The following is a 13,555-nucleotide window of genomic DNA, read 5'->3' on the forward strand; positions in this document are numbered from 1 at the left end:
GACTCTCATCCGGTCGTAATTACCGACAGGAAAGCCGTACATAAGGGGATAGTCCTGAGTCCTGAGTCCTGAGTAGGGGAGAAAGTATGAAGGGTGAAGTATGAAGTATGAAATATGAAATAGGCGATTGGAGTAAGGGCTAATCGTTGTCAATTTTTCTCTCCTCTGCTCCTCTGCTCCCCTGCTCCCCTGCTCCCCTGCTCCCCTGCTCCCCTGCTCCCCTGCTCCTCTGCTCCTCTGCTCCCGGTGCTGTTTATCCGCCGCCGACGATGGTGACGATTTCCAACTTGTCGCCGTCTTGCACTTGGGTTTCTGACCAAAATTGACGATGGAGAATTTCGCCGTTGTATTCTACGGCAATCAAGCGGGGATTAAGACCGAGCTGTTCGAGGAGTTCGGGGAGGGGGGTTTGGGGAGGGCAAGTTTGGGGTTCGCCGTTGACTTGCAGGGTGATGTGATCGCTAGAGTTAAACATAAGATTGAGAAACGTTAGGCTCCATACTGCGAACGGTTTGCTGGCGAGCCAGTTGAGAGAGGAAGTATTGGGTAACTAAGGTGGGCTGCTCGGCTTCCATGATGGAGCGGACGACGGCAATTCTTTCTGCTCCGGCGTTAAGGGCTTCGTTAACGTTACTGGGATCGATGCCACCAATGGCAAACCAGGGAATGGACGCATTTTCTGCGGCGTAACGTACATATTCGTGACCAGATGCAGCTTTTCCGGCTTTAGTGGGGGTTTCATGAACCGGGCCAACTCCGATATAATCAGCACCTTCGGCGATCGCTCGCTGCAATTCATCGGGGTTGGTGGTAGAGCGTCCAATCAAGCGCTGGGGGCCAAGAATCTGCCGTGCTAGGGCGATGGGGACATCTTGCTGTCCTAAATGAACGCCATCGGCATCAACGGCTACCGCTAAATCAACGCGGTCGTTCATAATGAACAGTGCCCCATAGTGATGACACAATTGCCGGAGTTTCTGAGCGTGGGAGAGTCGCACGGTATCGTTAGCGGTTTTTTCTCGGTACTGAACGAGGGTGAGTCCTCCTTGGAGTGCAGCTTCCACGATGGAGAATAAATTTTCTGAAGGCGAGGTAACCAAGAAAAGATGCGATCGCGCCAGTAATTGATGACGGCGATAAGCCAGCAATTGGCTTTCTAAGGTATACACTCGATAGCGCATTTGTTTAAACGCTGTGCCCATGTTTGGGTTATACAGCTTACCGTATTCTTCGAGTACCCGCAGGGCTTCTTCAATGCGTCCGAGGTTCACTTGCAAAAGCTGCTGAATGCTCGTGCGAGTTTCTTCTTTGGGATGAGTCAGTTCGGTGCCAAGATCGCCCTGGGTATCCCGCGCCGCTCGCAAATCGGCAGTATGCCAAGCCCCTAGCTCTTGACGCATTTCCTTACATTCAGCAGCCAGTTGAGAACTGTTCAGCCCGAAACGACACCATTCTTCTATAATTCGTAAACCTTCTCTGGCTCGATCTAAATTTGCATCTAAAATACGGCAAACGGCGGGTTGCGCTCCTCTAGCTTGACTAAATTGATCGCCCATTGCAAACTTCTCCCTTGTTGATTGTTTTGTGGTCACAAAAAACTTATTTTCCTTAATTCTCAGGGCTTTTCAAGCCAAAAATCCCAAAACCCCGAATTCCTTTCTCTTTCCTTGACCCCTCGGCTGGTTTTCTTGAGTCAGCTTGAGCTAGCAAGCGGAGAAATCCAGCAAACCTTAGGGTGAGACTGTGTCAGGAGCTTTTGAAAACGACGCATTTTTAAAAACAAGTCAAAAAATACCTTGCTGTAAGTGATAACTTTTATCGTATTCTCACTCTCCAATTGCCGTTCCGACTTCACAGGAGTAAAGCGATGAGACACCCCTTCCGTAGCGGTCAATCATCCGTATCTGTTCTGCCCTGGCGTCAGTATGTCATGACCTATGGCATGGTTTTGGGACTAGGAGTTACTCTCCTCGAACCCATCTGGCTGAGTACTAAAGCAGCGGCAAACGATGCTATCCCCAAAGCTAGTGCGCCGTCTTTAGTCGCGCAACTCCCGGCTGGGGCAAACAGTTCGCCTGCCGTTGACCTATTATTTGTCAATCCAGCAACAGGAAACGACCGCTCCGGGAATGGTTCTGAGCGATCGCCCTTGAAAACCATTACTCAGGCACTCAGCATAGCCCAACCGAACACAGTGATTTTACTGGCTCCCGGTACCTACAGCAGCGAAACCGGGGAAGTTTTCCCCCTCAGACTGCAACCGAGAGTGACGATTCAAGGCGTTCCCCGGACGCGAGGTCAAAATATTGTCATCAAAGGCGGCGGACAAGTTTTTGTCAACTACGCCTCTGGGCAAGCTGCAACATCCCAACAGCCCCCAGGTAGTAGTCAAAATGTGGCGATTCTCGCCCTGCATCCCTCTGGTTTGACAGGGGTGACGGTGACTAACCCCAACCCCCAAGGCTATGGTCTTTGGATCGAATCGAGTGCTTCGGCGATCGCTGACAACACCTTCACGGGTAGCGGTCAGGATGGCATTTTTGTCAATGGCGACAGCACGCCGATTATCCGCAGCAACTATATCGATGAAAACGGGGCAAACGGCATGACGGTGGCTGGAACCGCCAGACCGGAAGTGCGGGAGAATGTCTTTGAAAACACTGGCATCGGGATGAGTATTATTGAAAACTCTGCGCCGCAACTGTTGGGGAATCGCATCAGCAGTAACCGCTACGGTGTCGTTGTGAGCGCCAATGCTAGACCCGTTTTGCGGAATAACCTGATTGCCGATAGCCAGGAAGATGGCTTAGTCATCAGTACTACATCCCGCCCTGACTTAGGAACCGCCGCTGTACCAGGAAACAACACCTTTCGCGGCAATCGTGGCACTGACATTAATAGTCAAGCCTCCGAGTCGGCGATCGCTACTTTAGATAATCAGCCTCGCCCTGTCTCTACCCCTAGCCCCTCGGTTAGCCCCAGTACCGTCGCCTCAACTCCTGCACCTCCGCCGCCAGATCCTACCCCTACTCCTGCACCCCAGGCGGCTGCACCCGCGCAACAGCCTTCATCAGAGGCACCCTTGCGAATTATGTCGCTGAGATTTCCGGATACCAGCCAGCCCAGCAACGCCGCTACACCCGACTCAGCGCCAACCCAGCAGCCCACTAGCTCCATCTCTGCCTCGTCCTTTCCCGCCCCAAACAGCTTAAAACCCCAAGCCTCATCGCTCTCGGAACCCATCAACGAGCTATCCTTCACCGCACCGTCTGTGGGAAGCCGCAACCCAACGCCCTCCGCTTCGCCAACCCTTCAAAGCGACGACATCGCCCTAGACGGTGGCGTAGAAATTTCGGTACCAACCCCGACTCTCTCGCCCCAACCGCCTACACCAGCCCCCTCTAATCCAGTGACAACAGGAGATATTGATAATACTTCTGCATTAGGGTCGTCGTTGACATCTGGGCTACCCGTCCTCGCTCCTAGCCCTCTCCCTGGTAGCAACGGACAAAATGCTCCTGTTGCCCCAATGCCCCCTGTCCGCGATTCCAACCTTCCCGAAAGCCCCCCTAAAGAAACCTCAACTGCCTTAAATAGTGGAACAGCAAGTAACCGCTACCGAGTTTGGGTAGCAACGGAGAACGAGAACCAGCAAAACTTAGTGCGATCGCTAATTCCCGGTGCCTTCCGTAGCACCGCCAATGGACGAACCGTAATGCAAGCCGGAATATTTAGCGATCGCGTTAATGCCGAAGAAGTGCTGCAACTCCTCAGTACGAAGGGTTTGAAGGGGACGATTGATGAGCTGTGAGTCCTAAGTCCTGAGTCGGGGAGAAAGTATGAAGGGTGAAGTATGAAGGGTGAAGTATGAAGTATGAAGGGTGAAGTATGAAGTATGTTCGGCGAAGCCGTTGCCGGAGGCTAGGGTGAAGTATGAAGGGTGAAGTATGAAGTATGAAATAGGCGATTGGAATAATGGCTAATCGTCGTCAATTTTTCTCTCCCCTACTCCCCCGCACCCCTGCACCCCTGCTCCCCCGCACCCCTGCACCCCCGCTCCCCTGCTCCCCCGCACCCCTGCACCCCTGCACCCCTGCTCCCCCGCACCCCCGCTCCCCTGCTCCCCTGCTCCCCCGGTTCCCATCTCCTTAAACGTGATGGAATTGATCATCTTCATTGGCTTACAGGCGTCGGGAAAAAGTACATTTTTTCACACGCATTTTGCGGCAACTCATCAGCTTGTCAGCAAGGACTTGATGCGGAATAACAATAAAGCCCTCCCGCAGGCAGGCACAACTGATCGAGAGCGCCCTACAAGACGGAAAATCAATCGTCGTAGACAATACCAACCCCACCGTTGAAGACCGTGCCTCCATTATTGAGTTGGGGAAGCTCTACAGAGCAGAAATCACTGGGTACTACTTCCACTCCTTACTAGAGCGTTGTTTAGAGCGCAATCGGCAACGGCATCTTAAAGCTAGGGTGCCAGATGTGGCACTTTATAGCACGATCAAAAAGCTGAACCCTCCCTCCTACAGCGAAGGATTTCACAAGCTCTACTACGTGCAGATTACGGGTAACTTTACCTTTGAGGTTCATGCTTGGAGGGAAGCCCTTAATCGGTAGCTAGGGAACGATTTTAAAAAAACACTCTCCTTTTAGACAGATGAACCATTAATGGAGGTTGGTCAAGGTAAAGGAGAAATCTTTATGGAGGCTATAACTTATGGCTACCAATACTAGTAATTCTCCTATCAGCAATCTGGAGTATGATTTGCTGACAGCATTGCAAAACAAATCAGAAGCCCTAAAAGCCTATGAGATTTATATGAAAGATGCTCAGGACACCGGCTCTCAACCTTGTGTGGAACTGTTCCAGAAGCTAAGTGAAGCAGATCAGCAACATGTACAGGAACTTCGCCAGCATCTACAACAAGTGATGGAAAAAGGCAAAATGTAATGCCGATGTAGGGGCGAATGGCTGTTCGCCCCTAGGGAAAGGCTATATCGCTCAATACAGCTCGTATTTTAGTAAAGTACAGGGCAAAGAGCCGTTGTAGACGGGGATGCGGCGGGAGGCTTTAAGTCCTACTTTTTTGGCTAACTCTTTATTACCTGTTAAAACAAAGGCAGTCCAACCCTTGAAGCGCTGTTTGAAGACATCACCCAGCAGCTTGTAAAGAGCGCCCAATTCTTGAACATCCCCTAAACGCTCGCCATAGGGAGGATTGCAGATGATGACCCCTTTGTCGGCAGGGGCTTCTACTTGAGACAGTTCCGCGTGGGTAAAGGTGACTTGCGAGACAACACCACAGCGTTGGGCGTTATCACGAGCTTGAGAAAGAATATCAGCATCGCGATCGCTTCCGCTAATTAGTGCTTCCAGTTCTGTTTTTTGACTCGCTTTTGCCTCTAAGCGCAATTGCTCCCATAGCGATTTGTCAAAGTTCTGCCAAGTTTCAAAACCAAATTGTCGAAACAACCCCGGTGCAATATTCAACCCCTTTAACGCCGCTTCTAGAGGTAAAGTCCCAGAACCACACATCGGATCGAAGAAAGGCAGACTCGGTTCCCACTCCGCCATCTCCAGCAAAGCCGCCGCCAGCGTTTCCTTAAGGGGGGCAAGTCCGACAGCAGGGCGATATCCCCGGCGGTGCAGGCTGTCACCAGAACTGTCTAAACTAATCACGCAACGAGCTTGGTGAATGTGGGTATTAACCAGCACATCGGGATTTTGGGTATCGATGCTGGAGCGTTTGCCAAATTGCTGCCGCTGTTGGTCGATAATGGCATTCTTCACCTGTAAGGCTGTGAAGTGGGTGTGGTTAAGTTGGCGATTTCCTCCAGTGCTGTTAACTGCTAGGGTGTTGTCAGGCTGTAGGTATTCCTCCCAGGCGATTTTTTGCACTTCCTGGTAGAGTTTGTCAGCATTCGGGCAAGTAAATTCTCGAATCGGGACTAGCACCCGGAAAAGCGTTCTTGCCCACAGATTTACTCGATACAGTAAGGCAGAATCCCCAGCAAAATGCACCCCTGTAAAATCAGGACGGACTTCTTTTGCCCCTAGGCGTTCCAGTTCCTGAGCGGCAATTGGCTCTAAACCACGAGCTACCGTCGCAAAATATTGATTCATAGCCTCTGTTATATCGTTTCCCTTGAGTCTCTTATTGTTGAAGTTGCAATAGTTGCAGCGCCAGCGTCTCATCTACCTTAGAGAGAATTGCTTGATGGGGTTGCAATGAGAGCGATCGTATAGTTCTACAATAAATTGGCGCAATCTAAAGACTTAATGGATTAATGTTCACCTCTATAAAACTTCCTCAAAAACTCATGCTCCTTGGTTCAGGAGAACTGGGCAAAGAATTTGTTATTGCTGCTCAACGATTGGGTAACTATGTTATCGCCGTCGATCGCTATGACAATGCCCCGGCGATGCAAGTAGCTGATGTTAGAGAAGTTATTTCGATGCTGAATGCTGAGGATTTAGAACGAGTTGTCACTCAACATCAGCCTAACTTTATTATTCCAGAAATTGAAGCCATTAGGACTGAAAAGTTACTGGAGTTTGAGCAGCGAGGAATCACTGTAATTCCAACAGCAAAGGCGACTAACTACACGATGAACCGGGATGCCATTAGAGAATTGGCGCATCGGCAGTTAGGGGTGAGAACAGCAAACTATGCCTACGCTACAAGCTTGGAGGAACTTAAAGCAGTTTCAAAAAACATCGGCTTTCCTAATGTAGTGAAACCCGTTATGTCTTCTTCAGGAAAAGGTCAATCTACAGTTAATTATCCAGAGGAAGTGGAAGCGGCTTGGGATTATGCGATCGCAGGTTCTAGAGGCGATACTCAAAAGATTATTGTTGAAGAGTTTATCCAGTTTGAGTTAGAGATTACTTTACTCACGATTAAACAGTGGAACGCTCCAACAATCTATTGTCCAGCGATTGGGCATCGACAAGAAAGAGGCGATTATCAAGAATCTTGGCAACCCGCCGGACTGTCTGAAGAAAAGGTGAAAGCATCGCAGGCGATCGCCCAAAAAGTTACCGATGCTTTAGGCGGTGCAGGAATCTTCGGCGTAGAGTTCTTTATCACCAAAGACGAAGTAATTTTTTCGGAACTTTCCCCCCGACCTCATGATACAGGCATGGTAACTTTAATTTCCCAAAACCTCAATGAATTTGAGTTGCACCTAAGAGCTGTTTTAGGTTTGCCAATTCCCAAAATAGAGCAACTGGGAGCATCAGCGAGTGCTGTCATTTTAGCGAAAGAAAATTCAGATTCAATTTTCTTTGAAGGGGTCGAGGAGGCTTTATCAGAACCTGATGTAGATATCCGCTTGTTTGGGAAACCGGATTCTCGTCCTTATCGAAGAATGGGTGTGGCTTTAGCCAAAGGCAAAGATGTGCAAGACGCGAGGGAAAAAGCAAAGATGGCAGCAGCAAAAGTAAAGATTGTTGGTTAACCAAACGCTTTATTAAAGTCAAATCTTAATAAATAAAATCTAGTTCATGAAAGATTTTCTCTCACCTGAAGTTTCTCAATTAACTGAAAATACATCTATTGCTATTGCTAAAAGTATCAAACAAGTGGCAATCAGCACTTCAATAAGTCAACAACCCATTACCACAACCTACGTCTGTCAGGGTAGTGGTGGAACGCCAATTTTGTTGTTGCATGGATTTGACAGTTCGCTGCTAGAGTTTCGGCGTTTGCTACCTTTGTTAGCTGAAGAAAATGAGACATGGGCAGTTGATTTGTTGGGCTTTGGTTTTACGGAACGATTAGCAAACGTTTCCTTTAGCCCCACAACAATCAAAACCCATCTTTACAACTTCTGGGAAAGTTTAATTAATCAGCCAGTAATTTTAGTTGGGGCTTCGATGGGAGGGGCAGCCGCGATTGATTTTACGCTTTCTTATCCGCAAGCTGTGCAGAAATTAGTACTATTAGATAGTGCGGGTTATACGGCTGGGCCGAATGCTGGGAAGTTTATGTTCCCGCCGATTGGTAACTTGGCAACGGCATTTTTACGCAACCCAAAAGTCCGTCAAAAAATTAGCGTCAATGCTTACCACGACCCTAGCTTTGCTTCTCTGGATGCCCAGTTATGTGCAGCATTGCATCTCAAGTCCCCCGCTTGGCAGCAAGCGTTAATTTCTTTTACCAAGAGTGGCGGTTATACTGCATTTGGTCAGAAATTAGCCGAGATTCAGCAACCGACACTAATTTTGTGGGGAGAATCGGACAAAATTTTGGGGACGGCTGATGCGGTGAAATTTCAGCAGGCGATCGCTAATTCCCAACTAGTTTGGCTCAAAAACTGCGGTCACGTCCCGCACCTAGAACAGCCGCAGATTACAGCCCAGCACATTTTGGAGTTTCGAGGGATGGCATAGCTGTTTAGCGATCGCAAGAAAGCTGGACGAGGCTAAGATCCAGACAGGATTTATGTAATACCAATTTCATAAAATAGCGCTACAAATCGACCCCCCTTATTAAGGTAGGAAATCACATAGTATCTGTAGTAAACATTCAGGAAATTGATATAAAAGCCGACCCTGGGCTACACTTACCAACTACTGCTGAACTATCGGGTTCGGATGATACCCTGCCAATCATGAAAACCGATTCAATTACTCAATTGTGCGCTTGGTCGCTCGGTGTTGTTCTGCTGTTGGCTGCGCCTGCTGACGCTCAAAGGATATTTAGTCCTGTACAACAGCAGAGTTATAGAGCATCAGAGATATATGAGGAACTAGAAGAAGCCGATGTGGTGTATTTAGGGGAAACTCACGACAGTCCTGAAGACCATAAGGCGCAACTCGCCATTATTCAAGCACTCTATCAGCAGCAGCGGAAAAAGAACCCCACTGCACCCCCTTTAGCGATCGCACTGGAAATGTTTCAGCGTCCCTACCAAGATATTCTCAATCAGTACCTAGCTGGAGAAATCACCGAAGCGCAACTGATTGAGCAAAGCGAGTATGATGATCGTTGGGGTTTCCCGTGGGAGTACTACGCCCCAATTTTGCGCTTTGCCAAAGCCAATCAATTACCAGTAATTGCACTAAATACCCCGACAGAAATCACTCGCAAAGTTGCCCGACAAGGCTTAGAAAGTCTCTCCGCTCAAGAGCGTCGATACATTCCTCCCGCCTCCGAAATTTGCACAGATAACGTTGACTACCGTCAGCGCACCCAGGAAATTTTTGAGCAGCATCAGGTGGGTGGACATGGTAACAGTGCCGACTTTGAGAAATTTTTTCTTGCCCTAGTACTGTGGGACGAAACAATGGCAGAAGCGATCGCCCAATTTATGCAAACCAATCCCGATTACCAAGTTGTCGTGCTGGCAGGACAATCCCATATTGCCTATGGCGACGGCATTCCTAGCCGTGTAGAGCGACGGATCAATAATCCTAACCTTACGCAGCGCTCCATCCTACTAGGCGCTTCAGAAGAGCTGCAAGTTGAAAAAAAGGCGATCGCTGATTTTCTTTGGCAGCACTAACAGACTCCAAAGGAATGGTACTGACTTCAAAAAATTCATCACACATCACAACCGATCAACCCTTGTGCAGGGGGTTTGGGGAGAAGCCCCCCCAAGCTGGGTTTTTCTCAAAAACGTCTGTCTACTTTGCCCTCAAACCAGTAACATTCAACCTTAAAGAATTTTTTATAGCCCCAGCATCTCCCCTACCTTCTTCAACGATTGACAACAACCTCCACCAACGGTTTAAAAATTGGCACCAATTCCCCACGACTAGCCACCAAAGTCGGAAACGATCGCGAACTATAATCTTTCCCCACCTCCAAAGGAAAAATTGGCTTTGGCTCTAGCGGTACCCAGACCCCACCTGCGGCTTGCACAATCGCCACAGCAGCAGCAATGTCCCAAATCTTCGGCGTTGCCTCAACCCCTCCCAACGCCACCCCCGACGCCGTCGTCAGGAAGTTATAGCTGGCAACCCCCAGCATCCGAATCTTGCAGGGAAACGGTTTTTGTAAAACAGCCGTACTGCGGGCGCAGAGGTTAAAAAAATGGTTATTACTAGGATCATCAGCACTGCTGTGGATCGGTTGGTTATTTAAAAAAGCACCCCTAGGCCCTGTTAACCCAGATCCGTACCAAAAACCGTGTAATGATTGCTGAATTGGGGGGAAATGCACATACCCGAATACAGGCGTTCCTTGATACAACAACCCCAGCGAAATCCCCCATAGAGGAATCCCCCGCGTAAAGTTGGTAGTGCCATCCAAAGGGTCAATTACCCAACACCATTCGGTATCAGGAAAAATATGTTCCGTTTCTTCTGACAGAACACCATGAGTAGGGAAAGTAGTCGCGATCGCTTCTCTAATTTCTCGATCTGCCCATTGATCGGCTCGCGTTACCAGACTCCCATCTGCCTTTTGCGATGCCTGCACCTGCCCAAAATCAGCTAGCAACTGGATACCGACACGGTGAGCGATCGCCTGGGCAAAGTTGAGAATATCTGTCCAAAAATCATTAGTCATTAGTCATGAGTTCATAAGGGTTCATCATTCAAGGTTCATCGCTAATGGCTAATCCCTTCATACTTCATACTTCATCCTTCACCCTTCATCCTTTCTCAATCCAAGTCTTGTTCCATCACAGCCGCGATCGCGTCTTTAGTATTCCGACGAAACTCTTTAACATTTACCCGTTTCAACAAACCAATAGCGACGAGCATTCCCACTGCTTGCAGCCCAAACACCAGGCTATAAGCCAGTAGCGGTGTTGTAAATAGAGCTTTCCCAATCGTTAAAACCGCACCGCCAGTAACCGTTGCTATTGCCCGTGCCATTGCCTGAGACAGTCCCCAAGCACCAATGAAAGTACCCGCCGTTTCCGCCGCCGTCAGGTCGAGCATCAAGCTAAGTGCCCCGGTAGTAGTGATACCTGCGGCTAAACCAAACAGCAGCATCGCCACTCTCAAGAGATTTGGCTCGTGAGTGAATCCCGACAGGATAATCAAGCAAAAACAAATCGCCACCAAAAGACAGCCGAGTCTCGTGGTTTTTTGCTGTCCGAGGCGAGGTACGACTAAAAAGCCTGTGGTGCTAACGCCAACTAACGTTCCCAATCCCCAGAAGGAGTTGAGTTTCGTCGTTTCGGCAATCGGCATATTAAAGACTTCGCCACCGTAGGGTTCTAAAACCGCTTCCTGCATAAAAAGACTGAGAGTCATCACCAGCAAAAAGGTGAAAAACAAACCCGTTTGGCGGCTAGCGGTGAGAACTTTGATAGCTCGACCGAGGGTTATCTTGTCTTCTCGGTCTACAAAGGTGGAACGAGCGGCATAGTGGGAGTATTTTTTCTCGATCCCAACGGTAGATAGAAGTGCCAGTCCAAAAACAATCAACGGTACGAGGACGAACAAGCTATTAATCGGCGGTTGTAAGGTTTCTATCGGCGTCTTAATCGGCTGCCAGTCGGCGAATAACGTACTGCCGACATTCGCACCCAAAACAACGCCTGCTTCCTCCAGCCTTTTGAGCAAGACGCCGCCTGTAATCCCGCCAATCACAATTCCCACCATCAGCATTGACCACGTAGTGCCGATCAGTTGGGAGCGATTGTCTTCTTCGGAAACATCCACTAAAAGGGCTGTAAAGGGTGTGGAGCTAGCACTAAGTGCCAAGCCGTAAATTGTAAAGCTCAAGGCTAATAGGGCTGTCCACCCCAAGGTTTGGGCGTTTAGCGTCCAGCCTCCGGCAGCACGAACGACTGTCCCTAGCTGCCACATAATTTGCACGGCAAGGAAGGCGGCGATGGTAAACCCTGCTGCCCCTAGCCAAACATAACCGCTGCGGTGTTTGCCAAACAGGGGCTTGGCATCAGACAGTTGCCCAAACCAGACGCGTGCAGGGGCAACAAACTGATGCATGGCGATCGCTCCGGCTGCAAAAATTGCAGGAACGCCTAATTCGCTAATCATCACTCGGTTGAGAATGCCCAGCGTCAAAACCGCCATGATGCCCAAGCCCATTTGAAATAAGCCCAGCCGCACCATAGTCAACAAATCGAGACGGGGAATTACCTGATCTTTTGGCTCTGATGAAGGTTCGGAAGAATTGGGGGAGTCAGAAATTGCCATGAATATTCGCAGAAGCGATCGCTTGCAAAATTGTTTATTGTATTTCCCATCTCTCTAAAGATACAAGTTGCCACAGCACCTAGCTGGAGGTCAGCAACAGGCTGCAACGATACACTATAAGCGTATGAAGAAATGTAAATAAGAGGTGTATTAATGGAAACTCTACAAATGACGACTCTTGGTCAAAACGGCCCCACCGTCACTTCCTTGGGAATTGGCACTTGGTCTTGGGGAGACAAACTTGTTTGGAACTACGGCAGCGACTACGGAGAAGCGGAGGTAGCAGAAGCCTTCAAAGCCACCTTAGATGCTGGCATTAGCTTCTTCGACACCGCCGAAATCTACGGAACGGGAGAGTCAGAATCCCTCCTCGGTCGTTTTATGAAGCAACACGGCTACTCTGCCCAAATTGCCACAAAATACTTTCCTCTACCCTGGCGATTTACAGCTCAAGCGGTTTCGGACGCCCTCACAGAAAGTCTCAAACGGCTGCAGGTGGAGCAAGTAGCCTTGTATCAAGTGCATCACCCGGTTAGCTTCCTTATGTCTCAAAAGGCGCTAATGAATGCTCTAGCTGATGAGGTACAGCGCGGCAGAATCGCCGCCATTGGCGTCAGCAACTACTCTGCCGAACAAATGCGAGAAGCCCACGGATATCTAGCAGAACGAGGCATACCTTTAGCCGTCAATCAGGTGGAGTATTCCTTATTGGCGCGCAAGGTAGAATCTCAAGGCATTATCGCCACGGCTCAAGAGCTGGGAGTCACAATTCTCGCCTATAGCCCCCTAGCAAAAGGCTTGCTAACAGGGAAATACACCCCCGAATCCGATCAAAAACCCTCTGGGGCGCGTCGCTTTGATCCCCAATTCAGCAAGCAGGGCTTAGAGAAGATTGCACCCGTTATCTCCTTGTTGCAGCAGTTTGGTCAAAAGTACGACCGCACTCCCGCGCAAGTGGCGCTTAACTGGCTAATCGCCCAAGGAAATGTCATCCCGATTCCCGGTGCCAAAAATGCCAAGCACGCCACGCAGAATGCTGGAGCCTTAGGTTGGAGCCTCACCAGCGAGGAAGTGGCGCAGTTAGAGCAAGCGAGCCGTCCTTGGTTGTAGAAGAGGCAAAGGGAGCAGGAAAGCGGGGCTGAGGGGGTGAAAAATGAACAGTTGACAGTTGAGGATGCCGATTAGCCATGAGCTATAAACCGTAACACGGGATGTGTGGACGGTAATGAAGCTTTGGTGATTTTATTAGAGAGGATGGTTGTTAGCGGTAAGCTGCTTCATGGGGGTGGGCTAATCGGCTAAATCTCTGCTATTAAATTGCATAGTGTTACTGACTTCTGTTAGCGAAACTTTGTCAAGTGAAGGTAGTTGCCAGAGCGGTTAGTTAAACATCCAACCAAACTAATAATGGGTGCGTTTGTTGAC

General features: G+C 49.2%; 13 protein-coding genes. 7 read left to right on the forward strand and 6 right to left on the reverse strand.

What is annotated here, in order from left to right:
• Positions 1-253 precede the first annotated feature (253 nt).
• Both thiS and AC5JR3_RS21305 read right to left on the reverse strand, forming a co-directional pair.
• Positions 254-475 carry a sulfur carrier protein ThiS gene (gene thiS / locus AC5JR3_RS21300; RefSeq protein WP_495848577.1) on the reverse strand — a complete coding sequence of 74 codons (222 nt, stop codon included), beginning with the start codon at positions 473-475 and terminating at the stop codon, positions 254-256.
• Positions 468-1,556: a thiamine phosphate synthase gene (locus tag AC5JR3_RS21305; protein ID WP_495848578.1), complete on the reverse strand. Its 1,089-nt coding sequence runs from the start codon at positions 1,554-1,556 to the stop codon at positions 468-470. Before AC5JR3_RS21305 ends, thiS begins: the two co-directional genes overlap by 8 nt.
• Positions 1,557-1,867: 311 nt before the next feature.
• Here AC5JR3_RS21305 and AC5JR3_RS21310 point away from each other — a divergent pair, with 311 nt between their 5' ends.
• Complete coding sequence (locus AC5JR3_RS21310) at positions 1,868-3,811, forward strand: DUF1565 domain-containing protein (RefSeq protein ID WP_495848579.1); 1,944 nt, start codon at positions 1,868-1,870, stop codon at positions 3,809-3,811.
• A 168-nt stretch (positions 3,812-3,979) separates the two neighbouring features.
• Here AC5JR3_RS21310 and AC5JR3_RS21315 read toward each other — a convergent pair whose 3' ends face one another.
• Positions 3,980-4,171 (reverse strand): hypothetical protein, encoded by a 192-nt coding sequence (locus AC5JR3_RS21315; RefSeq protein ID WP_495848580.1) that lies wholly within the window; start codon positions 4,169-4,171, stop codon positions 3,980-3,982.
• Positions 4,172-4,329: 158 nt separating this feature from the next.
• On the opposite strand from AC5JR3_RS21315, the gene AC5JR3_RS21320 reads away from it, so the two are divergent.
• Positions 4,330-4,626 (forward strand): hypothetical protein, encoded by a 297-nt coding sequence (locus tag AC5JR3_RS21320; RefSeq protein WP_495848607.1) that lies wholly within the window; start codon positions 4,330-4,332, stop codon positions 4,624-4,626.
• Positions 4,627-4,726: 100 nt separating this feature from the next.
• Positions 4,727-4,960 carry a hypothetical protein gene (locus AC5JR3_RS21325; RefSeq protein ID WP_495848581.1) on the forward strand — a complete coding sequence of 78 codons (234 nt, stop codon included), beginning with the start codon at positions 4,727-4,729 and terminating at the stop codon, positions 4,958-4,960.
• 51 nt (positions 4,961-5,011) lie between these two features.
• Here the strand turns inward: AC5JR3_RS21325 and AC5JR3_RS21330 are convergent, their stop codons facing one another.
• Positions 5,012-6,133 carry a THUMP domain-containing class I SAM-dependent RNA methyltransferase gene (locus AC5JR3_RS21330; protein ID WP_495848582.1) on the reverse strand — a complete coding sequence of 374 codons (1,122 nt, stop codon included), beginning with the start codon at positions 6,131-6,133 and terminating at the stop codon, positions 5,012-5,014.
• Positions 6,134-6,297: 164 nt separating this feature from the next.
• Between AC5JR3_RS21330 and purT the strand changes: the two genes are divergently transcribed.
• From purT to AC5JR3_RS21345, 3 genes are all read left to right on the forward strand, one after another.
• Complete coding sequence (gene purT / locus AC5JR3_RS21335) at positions 6,298-7,470, forward strand: formate-dependent phosphoribosylglycinamide formyltransferase (RefSeq protein WP_495848583.1); 1,173 nt, start codon at positions 6,298-6,300, stop codon at positions 7,468-7,470.
• 46 nt (positions 7,471-7,516) lie between these two features.
• A complete protein-coding gene (locus AC5JR3_RS21340; protein ID WP_495848584.1) occupies positions 7,517-8,404 on the forward strand; it encodes an alpha/beta fold hydrolase in 888 nt (295 codons plus the stop codon).
• Positions 8,405-8,625: 221 nt separating this feature from the next.
• Positions 8,626-9,519 carry a ChaN family lipoprotein gene (locus AC5JR3_RS21345; RefSeq protein ID WP_495848585.1) on the forward strand — a complete coding sequence of 298 codons (894 nt, stop codon included), beginning with the start codon at positions 8,626-8,628 and terminating at the stop codon, positions 9,517-9,519.
• Positions 9,520-9,713: 194 nt separating this feature from the next.
• On the opposite strand, the gene AC5JR3_RS21350 is transcribed toward AC5JR3_RS21345, so the two are convergent.
• Entirely contained in the window at positions 9,714-10,526 is an 813-nt protein-coding gene (locus AC5JR3_RS21350; protein WP_495848586.1) for an inositol monophosphatase family protein, read from the reverse strand.
• 95 nt (positions 10,527-10,621) lie between these two features.
• Positions 10,622-12,130 (reverse strand): BCD family MFS transporter, encoded by a 1,509-nt coding sequence (locus AC5JR3_RS21355; protein ID WP_495848587.1) that lies wholly within the window; start codon positions 12,128-12,130, stop codon positions 10,622-10,624.
• 153 nt (positions 12,131-12,283) lie between these two features.
• Between AC5JR3_RS21355 and AC5JR3_RS21360 the strand changes: the two genes are divergently transcribed.
• A complete protein-coding gene (locus AC5JR3_RS21360) occupies positions 12,284-13,240 on the forward strand; it encodes an aldo/keto reductase (protein WP_495848588.1) in 957 nt (318 codons plus the stop codon).
• Positions 13,241-13,555 lie beyond the last annotated feature (315 nt).

Source organism: Kastovskya adunca (assembly GCF_059505785.1).